This window comes from Rheinheimera sp. (assembly GCF_965283995.1).
Lineage (GTDB): Bacteria > Pseudomonadota > Gammaproteobacteria > Enterobacterales > Alteromonadaceae > Pararheinheimera.
Window position 1 is genome coordinate 2,589,045 of sequence record NZ_CBDIQG010000001.1, and the last position, 19,275, is coordinate 2,608,319.

A 19,275-nucleotide genomic window follows, 5' to 3' on the forward strand; every position below is an offset into this window, starting at 1 on the left:
GTCTAAAAGGTCTTCCGATGAAAGCTTTTCAACAAGAATTTATTGAATTTGCCCTGTCGCGTCAGGTGCTGAAATTTGGTTCATTTACGCTGAAATCCGGCCGTACCAGCCCGTATTTCTTTAACGCCGGTTTGTTTAATACCGGCGGCGATCTGGCGAAACTGGGCCGCTTTTATGCGGCAGCGCTGATGGATGCTGGCATTGCATTCGACGTGCTGTTTGGCCCGGCCTACAAAGGTATTCCGATCGCAACGACTACCGCAGTCGCGCTGGCTGAACATCATGGCCAGGACGTACCGTATTGCTTTAACCGCAAAGAAGCCAAAACGCACGGCGAAGGCGGTAGTCTGGTCGGTTCACCATTACAAGGCCGCATTATGCTGGTCGACGATGTGATCACGGCAGGCACTGCGATCCGCGAATCGATGGAAATCATTCAGGTGCAGGGCGCGGAACTGGCGGGCGTGCTGATCGCATTGGATCGGCAGGAACGCGGCAAAGGCGAACTGTCGGCGATTCAGGAAGTGGTACGTGATTTTGGCACCAAAGTGGTGTCGATTATTGGTCTGAAAGACTTAATCCAATACCTCGAAGGCAAGCCAGAATTGGCGGCGCATCTCGATGCAGTCAAAGCTTACCGGGCTGAGTTTGGCGTTTGAGTTTGGCCTGTAAACCGGACAGATTTGTCTTCAGGAATTGTTAAGTTTAAGCTGCGATAACTAAAGACGTTCTGTCATCTGAACAGGCCAGCGCTGCTGGCCTGATTGTTTTAAAGCGGAGTCTGTGTTGATCAACAAACCAAACGGCAGCGGTTTTGGCCGCATTCTGAAAGCAACTGAATGTTCACGCAAAGGTTTTGTCGCCGCCTGGCATTTTGAAGCGGCGTTCCGCCAGGAAGCACTGCTGGCGATACTGATGTTTCCATTGTCTTTTGTGCTGGCTGAATCGGTCGGCCACTGGGCTTTGCTGGTTGGCGTGTTGTTGTTGGTGTTGATTGTAGAACTGCTGAATTCGGCGATTGAAGCACTGACCGACCGTGTCAGTCTGGAACGCCACGAATTATCCGGCCGCGCCAAAGACATGGGCTCTGCTGCTGTCACCTTAAGCCTGACTATTGTTGCGCTGGTATGGGGCGCGGCGATCTGGCAATTGCTGCAATAAAACGCCGCGGCATTGGTTTTACCGCGCCGGACCAGGCTGTGCTAAGGTAGTTCTATCTATCTTGGCGGAGCTGTCCGGACTATGCATTGGCGCGGCCTTTTCCTCATCTGCTGCTGTTGGCAGCCTGCTTTGTTTGCTGCAGAAGTATTCTGCTACGACATGCCGGGCGAAGTGCCGGCTTCCGAACAAATTCAGGTCAACGGCCAGCGTGTCGACGGACAACATACGGCGCGCATTGCCGGTTGGGTGCTGGAAGTGTTGCCTGACGCGGTGTTTGTTAATCAGCCGTGGCAACGTTGTCTGACTCAAGCCCAGCAAGGGCGCGTCACCGGATTATTGTCGATTGGCTGGACAGAAGAACGGGCCCAATGGTTCAGCTTTCCACTACAAGGCAAAGCGCCGGACACCCAATTGGCGTTATACGAAGTGCCATACCACATCTATGTACACCGCGACAGTAAAGTGCATTGGAACGGCAAGCGTTTCAATGGCTTAACTTATGGTCTCATCACTCTCAAAGGTTATCTGGCAGAAGACCGGTTGCGCGAACTCGGCGCTTTATCACCGCTGCAAACCGATATCCATCAGGCGGTAGAGCTGGTTAATAAAGGTCGGTTGGATGGTTTTGTGATCCCACCCGGTGCTGTCGAGCGGATTTTCCGACAGCAACCTGGCTTTGCACAGCTGAAGCAGCTCGACACGCCGTTGTTTGCGATGCCACTGTATCTGGCGTTTTATCCGGGGTTTTGTCAGGGCTCGGCGGCAAAATGTCAGCAAATCTGGCAACATCTGGCGGCAAAAAAAGCCCAGTGGCAGCAAGCCGCGGCCACAGCGCAATAAACTTTTTAAGACGACTGTAACGGCCAAATTCCCGGCCATAACGGCAAGCCATCGGCGTTATACAGCGTCAGTTCTGGCTGTGCGGCCATGCCATAACACAGCATTGTGGCAGTGGGTGGCAGGTCAATCTCAATCTGTTGCTGATCTGCACTGGATCTGGCCGGCACCGCTTGCCAACCGGTCGGCGGGCAATCAGCAAAAAAGCCTGTTATCAACTCAGTCTGTGGCCATTGCGCCCCGTCCGGCAAACGCAAGACCGCCACAGCGGCCGTCACCTGTTGTAGCTGCGCCTGCAGTGGCGTGGCCGTCTTTTCAGGCTGCAGCAGCTGATCCAGCTGCAGGGCCAGCCTGCGTGCCAGTTCGGCTTTTAAAGGCGGATGAATATCCTGCACAGCGCCTAAATCCGCGGCCGACACTAAAACGCAGTTGGGCGTGCTGGCCGCGAATTGCTGTTGCGCTTGTCTGACCTGGACAAAACCATGCTGCAGGTCCGGCAAACCCGGTTTGCCAAAGCCGGCGATTTGCACCAACAGCAAAGGGAAATCCCAACCGGCATAACGACGGCAACGGAATAGCCAATGCTGCAGCTTGTCAGCATAGCAGGCTGCCTCTTTGCCCATCGCATCCTGTTCGCCTTGATACCACAACAACGCGGCAAAAGGCTGTTGCAGCCACGGCGCCAGCCGCGCAGCGAATAATGCACCGGGTTGCCACGGGCTGCTGGCAGGAACAGAGGCTTCGGTCCAGGCGTCTATCGCTGAACCAGGCCAGCTGAGATCGACCAGCCCCAGCATCAGTGGGGTGGCGCCCGCTTTGGGTTGATAGCACTGACTGAAATGACACAGCAGTGCCGGCCAGTCGGCGCATTGTTCGACGGTCAGCGCTTGCCAGCTGCCGGCGCTGTGAAAATCGGCCGGATGATCGGGATGCTGATAAGCGCCGGTCAGATAAGCCCGCGCCATCGACTGGGGGGATGCTGCGGAAAGTTTTTCGCGGACATCGACCAGCTGCTCCGGGTAGTGCCGCAGCGGCCAGCCGATATTCGACTGCCCGGCGCATACCAAACGCAAGCCAAACCACAGGTCATCCAGCCGGATGCTGTCTGCTGATACGCCTGAAATAGACAGGGACCAGGGGCCGGAAGGAGGCTGTGCGGGGATACCGACCCTGAATACACCGTCTGCATCGGTGTTGGCTTCGAAGTGATAAACGCGGTGCTCCGATCGCAGGCTGATACGAAGCGGCTGCTGTGGTGCGGCAGTGCCGCATAGTTGTTGCAGGCTGCTATGTTGCAGCACAGCGCCCGATGACCACAGCGGCGACAAGCGGATCATCGTTAATCTTGCGCGAACAGCGCCGCTTTGAGCGCCGGCCACTGACTGGCAAAACTCTGATGCGGCGGTTCTTTAAATCCGGTGCGGACATACTGATGCAGCCGGCCTTCGATAAACGCCAGCAGCAAATTGGCCACCGCGGCTTCGTCACCGTGGCGTTTGCCGGTGCCGAGTTTACGGTCGCGCAGGCACTGTTTCAGTTGTTTTTCCAGTCCTTCCAGCAACTGGCTGACGCGTTCGCGTAGCCGTTCCTGCTCGCCCTGCAAGGCTTCACTGGTCAGCAGCCGGCACAAACCGGGCCTGCGGCCGGCGAATTGCAGCAAAGCCTCAAGCATCAGCTGAATACGGGCTTCGGCTTGTTTGTGGGTCTGAAAAATGACGCGAAATTCTTGTTGTAGCTCTTGCTCAATCAGGTCAAGCAAGCCTTCAAACATCCGCGCTTTACTGGGGAAATGGCGGTATAACGCGGCTTCAGAGACGCCCACTTGCACCGCAAGCGCGGCGGTGGTAATGCGCTGACCGGGGCTTTTTTCCAGCATCACGGCCAGCGCATCCAGAATTTCCGCTTTGCGATTGCTGCTTCTGGGCGTCGACATCAGTCGTTACGACCGGCCTGAGTGACCAAAGCCACCTTCGCCACGCTCTGAGGTATCGAATTCTTCGACCAGCTCAAACTGCGCCTGCACCACTGGCATAAATACCAGCTGGGCAATGCGGTCGCCCGGCTGAATGGTAAAAGCGTTTTGACCGCGGTTCCAGGTCGAGATCATCAGCTGGCCCTGATAATCCGAGTCAATTAAGCCAACCAGATTGCCGAGCACGATGCCGTTTTTATGGCCCATGCCGGAACGAGGCAGAATAGTGGCGCACAGGTTTGCGTCGCCGATGTGAATAGCAAGACCGGTTGGGATCAGTTCCGTCTGGCCAGGTAACAGCGTCAGCGGTGCGTCTAACAAAGCGCGTAAATCCAGACCGGCAGAACCTGGCGTGGCGTATTCCGGCAGCGGGTATTCAGTGCCAATGCGCCGGTCAAGAATTTTCAGTTCAATGCTTTTTTTCATGTTGGTATTGCTCATAAATCAAGGAAATTAAGGCTTGCGCTAAGTCGGTTTTGCTGCGCTGGCCCAGCGCGAATTCAGCGGTGCTGCTGTACACCGTGATGGCGTTTTGTTCGCTGTTAAAGCCAAGCGCCGGGTCAGACACGTCGTTGGCACAAATCAGGTTGAGATTTTTCTTCTGCAGCTTTTGCCGGGCGTATTCGGCCACTTTTTCGGTCTCGGCGGCAAAACCGACGGTAAAAGGCCGCTGTGCGGTCAGTGCCGCAACGCTGGCGATAATGTCCGGGTTTTTCACCAACTGCAGCGTCAGGCCGTCATTGTCGGCGGTTTTTTTGATTTTCTGCGAAGCGAGTGCAGCGACGCGAAAATCTGCCACTGCAGCGCAACCGATAAAAATGTCGCTCTGTGGCGCTTGTTGCATGCTAGTGACATACATCTGTTCGGCGGTGGTGACATCCAGCCTCGTCACGCCAGCAGGCGCTGCCAACTGTACCGGGCCGCTAATCAGCGTCACTTCAGCACCCAGCGCGGCAGCGGCAGCGGCGAGGGCATAACCCATTTTGCCGGAGCTGTGGTTGCTGATGTAACGCACCGGGTCAATCGCTTCACGCGTCGGGCCGGCAGTAATAGTGATTTTCACACCTTGCAGCGGCTGATCAGCAGGCTTGCTCAGCACCGCAATTACCGCATCGACCAGCTGCAGCGGTTCCAGCATTCGGCCCGGGCCGACATCGCCGCACGCCTGCTCACCGGCATTAGGTCCAAATATGTGAATATTTCGTGAAATTAAGGTTGATAAATTGGCTTGAGTCGCTATGTTCTTATACATCTGCTGATTCATCGCCGGCGCGATCGCCAGCGGCGCGCTACTGGCAAGAATGCAGGTGGTCAGCAAATCATTGGCCATGCCATGGGTGATGCGGGCGATTACATCGGCCGAGGCGGGCGCCACTAAAATGAAATCTGCCCATTTCGCCAGTTCGATATGGCCCATCGCAGCTTCGGCCGCCGGGTCGAGCAACGACTGGCCCACCGGGTTGCCGGACAGCGCCTGCAGCGTCAGAGGGGTAATAAATTCTGCAGCGGCCGGAGTCAGGATCACCCGGACGTCGGCGCCACGCTCTTTCAGTCGGCGAACTAAATCTGCAGATTTGTAGGCAGCAATGCCACCGCTGATCCCAAGCAGGATCTTTTTGCCAGCAAGGATGTTGTGCATAAGAAAACCATCAGCCAGAAACTGGCCGATAAGATACCACGAACTCAAGGACGAGTAATCATGACCATCAAGCAATGGCCGACGGCCGAACAACCACGCGAGAAATTGTTAAGTTATGGCGCCGGCGCCTTGTCCGACGGCGAGTTGCTGGCGATTTTTCTCGGCCACGGCTGCGCTGGCCTCGATGCGGTCGCGATGTCGCGGCAGCTATTACATGATTTTGGCGGCGTGCGGGCGTTTTTCGCCGCACCGCGTGGCCAGTTCTGCCGGCACAAAGGGCTCGGCGTGCATCGGTACGTAAAAACCCAGGCGGTGCTGGAGCTATGTAAACGCTGTTTATATCAGCATATGCAGCGCGATACGGTGTTTTCCGATCCCGGTATGGTGAAGCATTATCTGCAATACAGCATTGGCCTCGAAACGCGGGAAGTCTTTATGACGTTGTATTTAGACAGCCAACACCGGCTGATCAAAGCCGAACCGCTGTTTTATGGCACGATAGATGCCTCGCCGGTCTATCCGCGTATTGTAGTTCAGGCTGCTTTAGCGCATAATGCCGCCGCCGTTATTTTGGCTCACAATCATCCATCCGGAGTTGCTGAGCCGAGTCGCGCTGACAGAGCGATAACGGAGCGCCTGACCCAAGCCATGGCTTTGGTCGACATTAAGTTATTGGATCACTTTGTGGTCGGCGACGCCGAGGTCATATCCTTCGCCGAACGCGGCTGGCTTTAAGATCTGAAAGGATCAACACGATCTATGCGTAAAGTTCAGGCATTATTGCTTGAGTTTTTTTAGCTGATCGTGTATAAATTGCGCCCTTTCAGAAATCCGGGGCATTCTTCTTGGCCAGAAGGATGACGATAGCTCGAGCTGAAGTAATTTTGGAGATTTATTGACATGTCTAGAGTATGCCAAATCACTGGTAAAGGTCCGATGGTAGGTAACCGTCGTTCACACGCCAACAACGCAACTAAGCGCCGTTTTCTGCCAAACCTGCAAACTCACCGTTTCTGGGTTGACAGTGAAAACCGTTTCGTCACGCTGCGCCTGACAACTAAGGCTATGCGTATCATCGATAAAAATGGTATCGATGCCGTTTTAGCTGATCTGCGTAAGCAAGGTCATAAGGTTTAAGGAATTAGCAAATGCGCGATAAGATCCGTTTAGTTTCTTCTGCTGGTACTGGCTTCTTCTATACAACTGATAAGAACAAGCGCACCATGCCAGAAAAAATGGAAATCAAAAAATTCGATCCTAAAGTGCGCAAGCACGTGATTTTCAAAGAAGCGAAAATCAAGTAATCGGATTTATTTCCAAAAACAAAACCCGACCTCGTGTCGGGTTTTGTTTTTTTAGCCTGCTGTAAATCCGCTGCCGTTTGAAGTGCCGATATCAAACGCTATGGCGACAGGCGAAGTTGCATCGCAGACAAATTGGCGACCGCAACACGATCCGGTACACTGCAAGCATATTCAGGCGACAAGCGAACCCTATGCTGAGATTATCCCGCCAATCCTGGAACAATCTGATTATTTTTGGCGTGCTGGCGCTGTTTTTCCTGTTTTACATTGCGCCCAGTCATCTGGCTTTTATGTTAAGCCGCGACCAGACCATCAGCATTGTTGTGCCGGGACAAAAACTGCTGCAATTACAATTTCCCCGTGCCACGCTGAAACAAGCCGGACCGGTCTGGCGCTTCGAACCGCAGTTGGATCAGCCGGCGCCCGACACCATTTTGCAGCATTGGGCGAATTTTCAGTTACCTGCGGCGAAAACCGATGGTCCACAGATCCTGGCGCAGGTATGCCGCGTTCTGCTTTATCAAAGTGGCGAGGCGCAGCCTGCGCTATGGCTCATTGCGGTTGATCAACAACAGTGGTATCTGCAGTATCAGCAGGTGTTATTCCCGATTGATCAGGCTACCGCTGACCAGCTTTGCCCGCCTTCTTTACGTTAAACCGGAGTTGTTATGCCTGAATTACCAGAAGTTGAAGTCTCCCGGTTAGGCATCACGCCACACCTGACGAACAGAACGATTCGCCACATTGATGTGCGCCAGCCAATGCTGCGCTGGCCGGTGCCGGCAGAGGTGATGGCTGTCGCAAATGCGCCGGTGCTGAACGTCAGCCGCCGCGCCAAATATTTACTAATTGAAGTGTCGGGCGGCAGCATTATTCTGCATCTGGGGATGTCTGGTAACCTGAAGATCCTCAGCGCCGATACGCCCGCCGGTAAACATGACCATGTCGATATTGTGCTTGATAACAAGACCTTATTACGTCTGAACGACACCCGCCGTTTTGGGGCTGTGCTGTGGCAACCAACCGGAATCGATCATCCGTTGTTAACCACTTTAGGGCCAGAACCATTGACGCCGGCTTTTCACGCCGAGCAGTTGTTCGTGCAGTGCCAGAAACGCAGCAGCGCCATCAAACTGGTGTTGATGGATAATCATGTCGTGGTTGGCGTGGGAAATATTTACGCCAATGAATCTTTGTTTAAAGCCGGAATTTTACCGACCAAACCGGCTAATCAACTGACTTTGGCGCAATGTGCAGTATTAGTCGAGGTGGTGAAACAAATTCTGGCGCAGGCGATCACGCAGGGTGGTACCACGTTAAAAGACTTTAGCCAGGCAGACGGCAAACCGGGTTATTTTAAGCAGGAATTGCTGGTGTATGGTCGCGGTGGCGATGCCTGTGTCAGCTGCAACAGCCCGCTGGAGGAAATCCGTTTAGGCCAGCGCAGCACGGTGTTCTGCCGGCATTGTCAGGCCTAGCGGGGCGTTATTAAAACGGCTTTTTCGCGATCAGACGCCAGCGCCAGCCGGATAAATCCGGGTTATCACTGACCGGTTTAGCCAAATCGATACTGATCACACTGCCGCGGCTGGAGTGGCTCGGCAACAAGCGGATACCGATACCGTAACCCGCCAGATTCTGTTCGTCGTCAGGGCCTGCCGGACGCTGCGGATTATCCCAGGCGCGGCCGGCATCGACAAAACCGGCTAACGCCACGTCTAATAACTGATACACATGCCAGTGTGTGATATAGCGGTACTCCAGTGACGCTATCGCCGCTTTATCGCCAGTTTGATAATACAGTGGGAACGCACGCATACCTTCGTCACCGCCGATCGTCATGCGTTGATCGCGAAACAGATTTTTGCCCACCGACCACTGCAGCTGGGCAAGGAGCACTTGTTGCGCCGATAAATGGCGGATATAACGCAACTCACTTTGAAATAGCTGCTGCTCCTGTAGCTGATTGCGATGTAACTGCGAATAGCTCAGCCGGCCCACAATCCAGCTAATGTCATTGAGCACAAAATTCTTTTGTACACTGGCCTGCCAGTGCCAGCCGCCTTCATCGGCGCCCAGACTTTCCAGCAGCCGGCCGAGACGCAATGAGGCTTGCCAGCCAAAATTTACGTCCTCTACGCGGTTCCACAAAAAGAAGTTAGTCAGCTCGCGATAATCCGATTGCAGGAACTCCCAGCTTAACCAGACTTGCGATAAATCGCGGTTCTCGGGAGCGGCCTGAGTGCTGTCACTGTTCAAATCAAATTGACGCTCGTCCAGCGTAATACCGCTGTTCAGGTGCTGCACGCTGTCGCTGTCCCGCCAGAAGCTCCAGCCGCTGCTCAGTTCGATTAACTGTTGGTTACTTTTGTATTCGTTGTAGACATCGCCACGGGCATATTCACTGATATCTTTGATTTCTTTAAAGATATCCAAATTGTACGCCCGCTCGGAAGACAGCCGGTAAAAGGGTTTTGCCAGATTTAGCCGGTAACTTTCACCGTCTGAGGTGTCGGCATATTGCATTGTGGTTTGCCAGTGACTGCCGCTGATGTTCGGACTATGAAACTGCAATTTGTAACCATCGCGTTCGCTATCCGTGAAGTATTCAATTTGTGCCTGATTGCCGGTGCCCCACAAATTATCTTCGGCCAGACCCAGATTCGCTTTGGTCGCGCCGCCGGTGTGACCTAACGACAGACGTGGCAGTAATGACCAGTTATCCCAGGTTTGTACTGTGATCTGCACGCTCTGGCTGGCCGGGCAATAGGCGGTGATATGAATCTCGGCATGGCGCAAATAACGACGGGAGCGTAACAGGCGTTCAGTTTCCGCCAGGACGGCTTGGTCCAGCCGGTCCCCTTCCTGAAACAATAAGTCCTCACGCAGCGCGGTTTCGCTGGTGATCACATGGTATTCATTGGCAAAACGATGAAACCAGACACTGTGTTTGTTATTGAGGTCAAAAATGTCGTTGCGGGCAAACAGGACTTTAGCGATACGCCACTGTTGCGCTGCTGCGGGCAGTGTTTCGGCAGCAGCGAGTGTGGTGCAGTTCTCCGCGGCCATTGCTTTGCCGCAAAGAGTTAGCAGTACAGCCATTCTCAGTATGATCGGCAGGGATCGGATCCGTCGCATCACAGCTTCCTTGGTTCCGGAACGATGCGGCTCAGTTAATGCGCTTTGACACAGAAATGCAAGAGGGAAGATAAAATTGTGAGAAATAACAAAGAGATCAGCTCTGCCTGTTGGCAGAGCTGAGCAGACGACTTACATTTTGCCGTCTTTTTTCTTCAGTGATTTTAATAATGCGACCTGGCTGGGTGACAGCTTGATCACGCTGCCCGGATAAGCACGGCCGGCTGGGTAATCCCATTCACGTGGCCGTGATTCTTCAACGATTTTCTTGAAGCTGGCGCAGACAGAGTTGGTCGGTTTGCCGCCGAGTTTCTTGGCATAGGCTTTCAGATATTCGTCTGACGCGCCTTCATTCGACAGTAAACAATAACCTTCAGTAGAGTACACGACGTCTTCTGCTTCCTGAGCAAAAGCGATGTTGCTGGTCAGAGCCCCGGCTGCCAACAGTACGATAAGACTTTTTTTCATAGTTTTCCTCTTGTTATAACTGCACGTCAAAAATGACGTTCGTTTTAACCCTAGCTGCTAGAAAACTTTTTTGCCAGCTTGTACCCAGATGAATTTTTCTGATTTCTTGCGACTGTACAGAAAAGCCGCTAAACTGCCGGCCAAACCAAGGGGTGCGAAAGCTGAGATGCCGCAAGGCAAACCCTTAGAACCTGATCCGGGTCATACCGGCGGAGGGATGGTGTAAACACTTCCAGCTGCGCGCGCGTGATCCCGGTCCTTACCGGAGTAAGTTGATGTTACGTGCATTCTCGCCTTTATCTGTCGGTCATTTTTCTTTTGTAACTCTTCAGCGTCCGCCGTTTTTACCGGCGTTATCTGCTATTACCTTGCTTGTGTCCGGCGCTTTGCATGCCGAAGAACAGGCCGTCACGGTGCAGGATGTCGAACGTATCGAAGTGCGTGGTGATTTTCGGCAGACCAATCTGCAAAAACTACCGGGTAGTGTCGTCGTACTGGGCGAAACCGACATCAAACGCCAATCCGCTCAGCATCTTGATGATTTACTTGCCAATATCGCCAATTTAAACGCGTCCGCCGGCGCATCGCGCAGTCGTTTTTTACAGATGCGCGGGGTGGGTGAGCGCAGTGAGTTTGTCGACAACATCAATCCGTCGGTGGGTTTGCTGGTCGACGGCATCGACTATTCAGCGCTTGGGCTGCTGTCGCTGGCCGACACGGCGCAGCTTGAAGTATTCCGTGGCCCGGAAGCGACTCGTTTTGGCGCCAACGCGCTGGCAGGCATGCTGAACCTGCAAACGGCTGACCCGATGTTTGCCAGCGAAGGTCGCGTACAACTGACGGCAGCGAATTACGACAGCTGGCAAGCCAGCATGATGGTAAACCAGGCGCTGACAGAACAATTTGCTGTGCGCCTGGTGGCAGATCAGCAAAAGTCAGATGGCTTTATCCGCAACGATTTTCTGCAACGCGAAGATACTAACGGCATCGACGAAACTACGTTCCGGCTGAAAACACGCTACCAACCGAATCAGGATCTGACATTGGACTGGTTGTGGAACCATCACGACATCGATAACGGCTACGATGCGTTTTCGCTTGATCGCAACCGCATAACGTTGTCGGACCAACCCGGTCAGGACAAACAGGATGTAGATGCCAGCGCGCTCAAACTGCAGTATCAGGGATTTGCCAACGTAGATAGTTTGACGCAGCTTAGTCTGTTAAAAGCAGATACCGATTATGGGTACGACGAAGATTGGGGTTATGTCGGGTTGCACCCGGATGAATACTCGTCAACAGACCAATATCTGCGTGAGCGTGATTTCATGAGTCTGGAACAACGGTTCATCAATAAAAATCAGCAGGGTCACAACTGGGTCGCTGGTTTGTATGCCAGCCAGCAGATGATTGACTTAACCCGGTTATATACCTGGCTTGATCAGAACTTTATCAGTGATTTCGAACGACAGAATCTGGCCGTTTATGCAGAGAATGAACAACAATTAGCGCCAGATCTGACGCTGACTTATGGCGGCCGGTTTGAGCAATATCAGGACGAATATACCGACAATAACGGTATTCGTACTGATGGCGATGACCAGATGTGGGGTGGCAAACTGAGTTTGGCCTATCAGGTTAGCCCCCTCAGCCAGATTTATGGTTTAGTGTCCAAAGGCTACAAAGTGGGAGGCGTCAATGGTGAAGCTCTGGCTGAAACACTGAACCCAAAACTGACCGGATTAAAAGACTTCTTATTGGGCAAAGCGACTTTTGCGCCAGAACAGCTGATTAACGCTGAATTTGGTGTCAAAGGTCAGAATGCGGATCAAACGCTGGTCAGCCGTGTCTCGGCATTTTATATGTGGCGGGATGACATGCAGCTCAAAGCCTGGATCAATCAGGGCACTAAGTTTGTCGGTTATATTGATAATGCGTTCAGCGGCCGTAATTATGGTCTGGAAACGGAAAACCGCTGGCAGTTAACCCCGGTATTGGTGGCGCATTTCAGTGGTGCTGTGCTGAAATCTGAGATCCGCGGTTTTGTCACCAAAGCTGGCCTCGATATGAGCGGCCGCGCGCAAGCACAAGCGCCTGAATATCAGTTCAGTGTCGGGGCCGATTGGTCGCCACTGGAAGCACTGCAAATCTCGGCACAGTTTGCCCACAAAGATGGTTATTACTATTCAGATTCTGAGAACATCCGTGCCTCGCACAGTAACTTGCTGAACCTTCGGGCAAGCTATCAGTGGTCGCAGTGGGAGCTGGCACTGTGGAGCCGCAATTTGCTGGATGAAACTTACGGCGTCCGTGGTTTTTACTTTGGAAACGATCCACGTGATGGTTATACCGACCATCTGTATGAGCAGTTTGGCGAACCGCGCCGTATCGGTCTGACCGCGACTTATCAGTTCTGAACCCATTAAAAGGATCTCGTGATGCAACTTTCGATCGAAATCAGTAAATATCCGCTGACCAGTGATTACATCGAACCAATTAAAGGTTTTATCGAAGAGCTGAATAAAGACGCGGGCCTGCACGTGTTAACCAATACGATGAGCACTCAGGTGTTTGGGGAATACGATACGGTGATGGCGGCGCTGCAACGGTGCATCCGCTGGTCGTTTGAGCGTTATGGCAAAGTGGTGTTTGTTGTGAAGTTCCTGCACGGTGATTTGCGGCCATGACGGAACTGTGGCAGCAACTGCTGAACCAGTGGCAACTTCAGACAGCATTGGAGCTGATTGCGACAGTGCTGGCGCTGTCCTACACAGTGCTGGCGATCCGCCATAGTCTTTGGTGCTGGCCGGCGGCATTGGCCAGCACAGTGCTGACGTTGCAAATTATGCTAAGCGCCAATCTGTACACTGACGCACTGCTGCAGCTGTATTACGCGGGTATGGCGCTGTATGGCTGGTGGAACTGGCAGCAACTGCGCAACCAGAGTGGTCAGGCGCAGCAGGTGGTGGAGTGGCGTGGTTCGCAGCATTTGCTGCTCATCAGCCTGACGGCGGTCGCCGGTTTGTGTCTGGGCTTCCTGATGCAGCAATACACCAGTACCGATTTTGCCTGGCTTGGCGCGCAAATCAGTTGTTTCGCCGTGGTGACAACTTATCTGGTCGCGAAGAAAGTCGTCTCGAATTGGCTGTACTGGATTGTCATTGATGCGGCCTCTATTTACATGTATCTGCAAAAAGATCTGTATTTTTTCAGTGCGCTTTTTGTTATTTATACGCTGACCGCAGCTTCGGGATATTTCGCATGGCGCAGCAACTACCGGCAACAGCAACTGAACAACGCATCTGGCATCTGTGTCAGCGGCTAGAGTTTTTTGCCAATCACGTGCCGCTGGCGTTACAGAAGCTGGCGGCCAGCAGCACTAACGACAATTACTACGTGCATACGCAGCGTGGCCACTATCTGGTCCGGCACTATAAACCGGGCGTGGCCGGGGTGTGCCGGCAGCAGGAACTGCGTTGCCAGCATGCTGCTGCTGCCGCAGGTGTGGCACCGGCACCGCTGTGCCTGAATAACCATCAACGCATTCTGATCAGTGATTTTCTGACTCACAGCCGGCATTTTGACTGGGAACTACACCACACGCATTTATTGCAGCTGGTAGAAAAACTGGTGCGGCTGCACAAACTGAAAGTGCAGACGCCGGTGTTAGATCCTTTTGTTTATCTGCAGCAATTGCGTGACAAAGTGTTTGATGCAGCCTGGAGTGCGGATGATGAGCACGACTGGCAACGACTCCGCACTGCAGCCAGCGCCTTCAGCTTGTTGCCGGGTGATCAGGTGTTGTGTCATATGGATTTGCACAGCGGCAATATTTTGTTGCAGCACCAGCAGTTATGGCTGATTGATTATGAATATTGTCAGCAGGCTGACAGTGCCTTTGATCTAGCAGCGTTATGTTTGAATCTGCAGCTGAATGCAAAGGAACAGGAACAATTACTGAATTTATATCTGCAATTCCGGCCTCAGGCGCGGCAAGATTTAGCGCAGCGCTTGCAGTTGGCTTCGTTGTTATACAGTGGGTTTTGCTGGTTGTGGTACAAATCGCTGGAAGGTGGTGCAGATAAAGCAAAACTGGCGCAACTTACATTACGCCAGTTCCCTTGTCAGCATTCAGATGCCGCCAAGACGCTCAGCTAATATCTTGTAACGCTTCACGTCTTCTTCTTCGAACATCGGTTTGCCTGCAGCATCCTTGTCGGCCGGTACTAATAAATTTTCTCGTGCCAGTCGTTCGACCCGGATATCCTGAATTGATAAAAAAGCCGCAACTTCGGCTACAGTCATTAAAGCCATGATGATTTCCTGCGTGATGTATCTCAATAATATAAGCGCAGATATGCAGGTTTGTGAATACTGATCGCCGGAACAATCGAAATTTAACCCGATTAAGTCCGGAAAAATCCTTAGTTACACTTTTTAAGTCGGTCAACGCAGGCGTTTGAACGCAATCCTGTGGGCAGCCTTGTATCTGATATGTTAAAAAAGCAAAGTTATAAATGTTTAAGCATGAAGCAAAAAAATAACAGGAAGCAAAAATGGCAAATAGACCTCTCTCTCAATGGACTGCACTATTGGGTGCCGGCGCAATGTTGATCAGCGGCATCAGTCACGCCAGTCAACCCGTGCAGGCGCCCGTTGCGGAACAAATTCCATATACCGTCAAATCGGCCAACGGCGATCGGGTAGATCCGTATTACTGGATGCGCGATGACAAACGGCAAGACCCGAAAGTGCTGGCGCATCTGAACGCAGAAAACGCGTATTACCAACAATATGCAGATAAGTATCAGGACCTGACGAATAAACTGACCGACGAAATTATTGGCCGCATCAAGCAGGACGACAGTTCTGTACCGGCGAAAAAAGGTGATTACAGCTTTTATACCCGTTATGAAACTGGCCAGCAGTACCCGGTATATCTGCGTAAAGTGCTGAAAACCGGCGAAGAGCAAGTGATCCTCGACGTCAATAAAATGGCTGCCGGCAAAGATTTTTATCAGGTCGGTAATTATGCGGTGAGTCCTGACAACAATTTGGTGGCCTATGCCGAAGACACCAATGGCCGCCGCCAATACACGGTACGGATTCGCGATCTCAGAACCGGTAAAGATCTGCCCGATGTGTTGACGGGCGTCGAAGCATCGCTGGCTTGGTCATCCGACAGCAAGCATTTGTTTTATATTGAAAAAGATAAACAAACATTGCTAGGCAATAAAATCCGCCGTCATCAGCTGGGTGAAGCGGTCGCCAAAGATGTGCTGATGTATGAAGAAAAAGATACCAGCTTCTACACCGGCATCGGCAACAGCAGTGATGACCAGTTTATTGTGTTGTGGCTGGGAAGTACTGTCTCGTCTGAAATCCGTGTATTGCCGGCTAACCAGCCGACGGGCGAATTTAAGGCCATTGCGCCGCGGCAACGGGACTTCAAATACGAGGCCGACCACTTAGGCAATCGCTGGATTATCAGCACTGACTGGAATGCACCGAATAACCGCATTATGGCTGTGGCGGACGATCAAATCGGTGACCGTGCACGCTGGACTGAATTACTGGCGCATGACAAAAACGTTTTTATCGAGTCCTTTCAGTTGTTTAATGACTATCTGGCCATTAACGAACGCAGTGAAGGTTTAAATCGCATCCGTGTGCTGCCGTGGCAAAACCCGGCGAAAGCCAGCTATATCAGTTCAGATGAGCCGGTGTATGTCGCCGCCACCGACGTCAATCTGGAACAAAACACTGAATGGTTGCGTTACAGCTATACGTCGCTGACCACGCCGAATTCCGTTTATGAAGTGAATTTGCGTAGCGGCGAAAAACGTCTGCTGAAGCAACAGGAAGTATTAGGTGGTTTTGATCGTGCCAACTATCAGACCGAACGGGTGTGGGCTGAAGCTCGTGACGGTACCAAAGTGCCGGTCAGTTTGCTGTACCGCAAAGGCTTTAAAAAGGATGGCAGTGCGCCACTGTACCAATATGCCTATGGCTCTTATGGTTCTTCATCTGCTCCAAGCTTCCGCTCCAGCGTATTGTCGTTAGTCGACCGTGGTTTTGTCTATGCCATCGCGCATATCCGCGGTGGTCAGGAAATGGGGCGTCACTGGTATGAAGATGGGAAATTACTGAAAAAAATCAATACTTTCACTGACTACATTGATGTCACCGACTATCTGGTAAAACAGCAGTACGCGGCCAAAGACAAAGTATTTGGCATGGGCGGTAGCGCCGGTGGTTTGCTGATGGGTGCTGTTGCCAATATGGCGCCGGAGAAATACCGGGCTTTAGTGGCCAACGTGCCTTTTGTCGATGTCGTGACGACTATGCTGGATGAATCTATCCCACTGACCACCAACGAGTTTGACGAATGGGGTAATCCAAAACAAAAAGCCTACTACGACTATATGTTGTCCTATTCGCCTTATGACCAGGTGAAAAAGCAGGCTTACCCGGCGATGCTGGTGACGACAGGTCTGCACGATTCCCAGGTGCAGTATTTTGAACCGGCGAAGTGGGTGGCAAAACTCAGAACAGAGAAAACTGATGCGCAACCGTTGTTATTCCGCACCAATATGGAAGCGGGTCATGGTGGTAAGTCAGGTCGTTTCTCGCGGATGAAAGAAGTGGCGCAGGAATATGCCTTTATCCTGTCGTTGCTGGATAAGAAGTCCTGATATATCAGTAATATAATATGTATAAACGAAAGCCCGGCATATTTGCCGGGTTTTTTTTCGCCACTTTCAGTGAGGCAAGACACAGACGTTAGTCAGCCACAAGCTAAGTTGACTGGTCGCAAATTTCAGGCTGCATTCATAAATGTCATAAAGCTGCCATAGACATATTTGGCTGAACTCAGGTATAAGAATCTGACGTCGTTGATGTTTTTCGGGACTGGACCGTAATTTACTCATGGGTAGGGCAGGCGAATCATCTCAGTTACGCTACATTAAACGTTGACGAAACTGCCGATAAAGATCAAATCAGATAATAACAAGTGAGATCCGCTATGAAACCATCTGGCACTGCGCTGGCGCTGTACACCAATTTTCTCGGGCAATCGCCCAACTGGTTCAAACTGACCATAATTGCCTTTCTGTTTTTGAATCCACTGGTATTTATTCAGAACCCGTATGTTGCGGGCTGGTTGTTGGTGCTGGAATTTATTTTCACGCTGGCGATGGCGCTGAAATGTTATCCATTGTTACCCGGTGGCTTGTTAGCGATTCAGGCAGTTGCGATGGGCATGACCAGCACCGAAAAAGTCATGCATGAAGTCTCCGTCAATATAGAAGTTGTTTTGCTGCTGGTGTTTATGGTTGCAGGCATTAACTTCGTCAAAGACCTGCTGTTGTTTGTGTTCACCAAGCTGTTGTTGCGAGTTAAGTCTAAAACCGGCATTTCACTGGCATTTTGTGTAATGGCAGCATTTTTATCGGCGTTCCTCGATGCGCTGACGGTGGTTGCGGTGGTCATCAGCGTTGCCGTTGGTTTTTACGCGATTTACCACAAAATTTCCTCAGGCAAGACTTTTCTCGATAGCCATGATCACAATGCAGATGGTGAGGTTCGCGAGTTATCGCGCGCCGATCTGGAGAATTTCCGTGGTTTCCTGCGAAACCTGCTGATGCATGCCGGTGTCGGTACTGCCTTGGGCGGTGTATCGACAATGGTGGGTGAGCCGCAAAATCTGATTATTGCCGAAGCTGTGGAATGGGGCTTTGCTGAATTTGCATTGCGGATGTGTGCCGTCAGTGTACCGGTCTTAATTTGTGGTTTGTTGACCACGGCGCTGGTAGAGAAAATAAAGTGGTTTGATTTCGGTTATAAAATGCCGGATGCCGTACGGGCAGTGTTGGTCGACTATGATGCACACCAAAGCGCAAAACTGACTGCTTCAGATATATCTAAGCTGTGGGTACAAGGCGTTATTTCAGTATTGCTGATCATCTGTCTGAGTCTGCACATCGCGTCTGTTGGCCTGATTGGTCTGATGGTAATCATTCTGGCGACTACTTTTTGTGGTGTCACTGACGAACATGCCATCGGTAATGCGTTTAAAGAAGCCTTGCCTTTTACCGCGCTGTTAGTGGTGTTTTTTGCCGTGGTCGCGGTCATTATTGACCAGCATCTGTTTACCCCAATCATTAGCTGGGTACTGACGTTTGACGGGCAGCAGCAACTGGCTGTGTTGTTTTTGGCTAATGGCGTGTTATCGATGGTTAGTGATAACGTCTTTGTCGGCACTGTTTACATCAACGAGGTGAAAGCGGCATGGGAAGCTGGCCGGATCAGCCGTGAGCAGTTTGAAATGCTGGCAATTGCGATTAATGCGGGTACCAACCTGCCAAGTGTCGCGACGCCAAACGGTCAGGCCGCGTTCCTGTTCCTGTTGACCAGCGCTCTGGCTCCGCTCATTCGTCTGTCATACATGCGGATGGTGTGGATGGCGGTGCCGTATACCATCGTGCTGACAGTGGCAGGCTTATTGGCGACGGTGTTCCTGCTGCCGGAAGTGACTCATTACTTCTACAGTGCTGGTTGGATCCATCATTATGTGCCGGGAGCGGCGCATTAATTCATCGGTAAAACTGGGGCATTCACCGGTCAGAATGCCCCATTGACCGGTTAGGGACTTGTTTTCATCCGCTGTCACCCAGACAACTCAGGATATCTTTTAATCTGTTGTGTGAGCCGGTACAGATTTTTGCCTGCGCTCAATACACAAAACTGCTAAA

General features: G+C 52.0%; 21 protein-coding genes and 1 riboswitch. Of the genes, 14 read left to right on the top strand and 7 right to left on the bottom strand.

From position 1 onward, the window contains the following. Nucleotides 1-17: 17 nt before the first annotated feature. The 3 genes from pyrE (at nucleotide 18) to ACQ66Q_RS11575 (ending at nucleotide 2,001) form a co-directional block, all read left to right on the top strand. Nucleotides 18-659: an orotate phosphoribosyltransferase gene (gene pyrE, locus ACQ66Q_RS11565; RefSeq protein WP_430456952.1), complete on the top strand. Its 642-nt coding sequence runs from the start codon at nucleotides 18-20 to the stop codon at nucleotides 657-659. A 127-nt stretch (nucleotides 660-786) separates the two neighbouring features. Then, nucleotides 787-1,161: a diacylglycerol kinase gene (locus tag ACQ66Q_RS11570; RefSeq protein ID WP_430456953.1), complete on the top strand. Its 375-nt coding sequence runs from the start codon at nucleotides 787-789 to the stop codon at nucleotides 1,159-1,161. A 129-nt stretch (nucleotides 1,162-1,290) separates the two neighbouring features. Then, a complete protein-coding gene (locus tag ACQ66Q_RS11575) occupies nucleotides 1,291-2,001 on the top strand; it encodes a substrate-binding periplasmic protein (RefSeq protein ID WP_430456954.1) in 711 nt (236 codons plus the stop codon). A gap of 5 nt (nucleotides 2,002-2,006) precedes the next feature. Here ACQ66Q_RS11575 and ACQ66Q_RS11580 read toward each other — a convergent pair whose 3' ends face one another. From ACQ66Q_RS11580 to coaBC, 4 genes are read right to left on the bottom strand one after another with little or no spacing between them, the layout of a single operon-like run. Continuing rightward, the gene (locus ACQ66Q_RS11580) at nucleotides 2,007-3,335 is read right to left on the bottom strand and encodes a sialate O-acetylesterase (protein ID WP_430456955.1); all 1,329 of its coding nucleotides are present in this window, start codon (nucleotides 3,333-3,335) and stop codon (nucleotides 2,007-2,009) included. 2 nt (nucleotides 3,336-3,337) lie between these two features. Next, complete coding sequence (gene slmA, locus ACQ66Q_RS11585; protein WP_430456956.1) at nucleotides 3,338-3,931, bottom strand: nucleoid occlusion factor SlmA; 594 nt, start codon at nucleotides 3,929-3,931, stop codon at nucleotides 3,338-3,340. Nucleotides 3,932-3,937: 6 nt separating this feature from the next. Further along, entirely contained in the window at nucleotides 3,938-4,396 is a 459-nt protein-coding gene (gene dut, locus ACQ66Q_RS11590) for a dUTP diphosphatase (RefSeq protein ID WP_348728968.1), read from the bottom strand. Further along, a complete protein-coding gene (gene coaBC / locus ACQ66Q_RS11595; RefSeq protein ID WP_430458552.1) occupies nucleotides 4,380-5,609 on the bottom strand; it encodes a bifunctional phosphopantothenoylcysteine decarboxylase/phosphopantothenate--cysteine ligase CoaBC in 1,230 nt (409 codons plus the stop codon). The genes dut and coaBC overlap by 17 nt, the downstream gene beginning before the upstream one ends. Nucleotides 5,610-5,669: 60 nt before the next feature. Here coaBC and radC point away from each other — a divergent pair, with 60 nt between their 5' ends. From radC to mutM, 5 genes are all read left to right on the top strand, one after another. Then, nucleotides 5,670-6,344 carry a RadC family protein gene (gene radC, locus ACQ66Q_RS11600; RefSeq protein WP_377244932.1) on the top strand — a complete coding sequence of 225 codons (675 nt, stop codon included), beginning with the start codon at nucleotides 5,670-5,672 and terminating at the stop codon, nucleotides 6,342-6,344. 165 nt (nucleotides 6,345-6,509) lie between these two features. Then, a complete protein-coding gene (gene rpmB / locus ACQ66Q_RS11605; RefSeq protein ID WP_377244929.1) occupies nucleotides 6,510-6,746 on the top strand; it encodes a 50S ribosomal protein L28 in 237 nt (78 codons plus the stop codon). Between the two features lie 11 nt (nucleotides 6,747-6,757). Further along, nucleotides 6,758-6,913, top strand: a complete 156-nt coding sequence (rpmG, locus tag ACQ66Q_RS11610; protein ID WP_031566726.1) for a 50S ribosomal protein L33 — start codon at nucleotides 6,758-6,760, stop codon at nucleotides 6,911-6,913. A 191-nt stretch (nucleotides 6,914-7,104) separates the two neighbouring features. Further along, nucleotides 7,105-7,569, top strand: coding sequence for a hypothetical protein (locus tag ACQ66Q_RS11615; protein WP_430456957.1), 465 nt, complete (start codon nucleotides 7,105-7,107; stop codon nucleotides 7,567-7,569). A 12-nt stretch (nucleotides 7,570-7,581) separates the two neighbouring features. After that, a complete protein-coding gene (gene mutM / locus ACQ66Q_RS11620; protein ID WP_430456958.1) occupies nucleotides 7,582-8,391 on the top strand; it encodes a bifunctional DNA-formamidopyrimidine glycosylase/DNA-(apurinic or apyrimidinic site) lyase in 810 nt (269 codons plus the stop codon). Nucleotides 8,392-8,401: 10 nt separating this feature from the next. Here the strand turns inward: mutM and ACQ66Q_RS11625 are convergent, their stop codons facing one another. Then, on the bottom strand, nucleotides 8,402-10,051 hold the full coding sequence (locus ACQ66Q_RS11625; RefSeq protein ID WP_430456959.1) for a BamA/TamA family outer membrane protein: 1,650 nt from the start codon (nucleotides 10,049-10,051) through the stop codon (nucleotides 8,402-8,404). 132 nt (nucleotides 10,052-10,183) lie between these two features. Beyond that, nucleotides 10,184-10,519, bottom strand: a complete 336-nt coding sequence (locus tag ACQ66Q_RS11630) for a hypothetical protein (protein WP_430456960.1) — start codon at nucleotides 10,517-10,519, stop codon at nucleotides 10,184-10,186. A gap of 138 nt (nucleotides 10,520-10,657) precedes the next feature. Then, nucleotides 10,658-10,754: riboswitch (TPP riboswitch) on the top strand. Between the two features lie 40 nt (nucleotides 10,755-10,794). Here ACQ66Q_RS11630 and ACQ66Q_RS11635 point away from each other — a divergent pair. From ACQ66Q_RS11635 to ACQ66Q_RS11650, 4 genes are read left to right on the top strand one after another with little or no spacing between them, the layout of a single operon-like run. After that, nucleotides 10,795-12,936, top strand: coding sequence for a TonB-dependent receptor (locus tag ACQ66Q_RS11635; RefSeq protein WP_430456961.1), 2,142 nt, complete (start codon nucleotides 10,795-10,797; stop codon nucleotides 12,934-12,936). 21 nt (nucleotides 12,937-12,957) lie between these two features. Then, the gene (locus ACQ66Q_RS11640; RefSeq protein ID WP_430456962.1) at nucleotides 12,958-13,206 is read left to right on the top strand and encodes a YkoF family thiamine/hydroxymethylpyrimidine-binding protein; all 249 of its coding nucleotides are present in this window, start codon (nucleotides 12,958-12,960) and stop codon (nucleotides 13,204-13,206) included. Then, nucleotides 13,203-13,844, top strand: a complete 642-nt coding sequence (gene pnuC / locus ACQ66Q_RS11645) for a nicotinamide riboside transporter PnuC (protein WP_430456963.1) — start codon at nucleotides 13,203-13,205, stop codon at nucleotides 13,842-13,844. The genes ACQ66Q_RS11640 and pnuC overlap by 4 nt, the downstream gene beginning before the upstream one ends. Continuing rightward, nucleotides 13,781-14,677 carry a phosphotransferase gene (locus ACQ66Q_RS11650; protein WP_430456964.1) on the top strand — a complete coding sequence of 299 codons (897 nt, stop codon included), beginning with the start codon at nucleotides 13,781-13,783 and terminating at the stop codon, nucleotides 14,675-14,677. The genes pnuC and ACQ66Q_RS11650 overlap by 64 nt, the downstream gene beginning before the upstream one ends. Here ACQ66Q_RS11650 and ACQ66Q_RS11655 read toward each other — a convergent pair. Then, nucleotides 14,651-14,833, bottom strand: a complete 183-nt coding sequence (locus tag ACQ66Q_RS11655; protein ID WP_430456965.1) for a helix-turn-helix domain-containing protein — start codon at nucleotides 14,831-14,833, stop codon at nucleotides 14,651-14,653. The two genes, ACQ66Q_RS11650 and ACQ66Q_RS11655, sit on opposite strands and share 27 nt — an antisense overlap. Nucleotides 14,834-15,075: 242 nt before the next feature. Between ACQ66Q_RS11655 and ACQ66Q_RS11660 the strand changes: the two genes are divergently transcribed. Beyond that, nucleotides 15,076-17,214 (top strand): S9 family peptidase, encoded by a 2,139-nt coding sequence (locus ACQ66Q_RS11660; RefSeq protein WP_430456966.1) that lies wholly within the window; start codon nucleotides 15,076-15,078, stop codon nucleotides 17,212-17,214. Nucleotides 17,215-17,546: 332 nt separating this feature from the next. Continuing rightward, complete coding sequence (gene nhaB / locus ACQ66Q_RS11665; protein ID WP_430456967.1) at nucleotides 17,547-19,115, top strand: sodium/proton antiporter NhaB; 1,569 nt, start codon at nucleotides 17,547-17,549, stop codon at nucleotides 19,113-19,115. The last annotated feature ends 160 nt before the right edge of the window (nucleotides 19,116-19,275 follow it).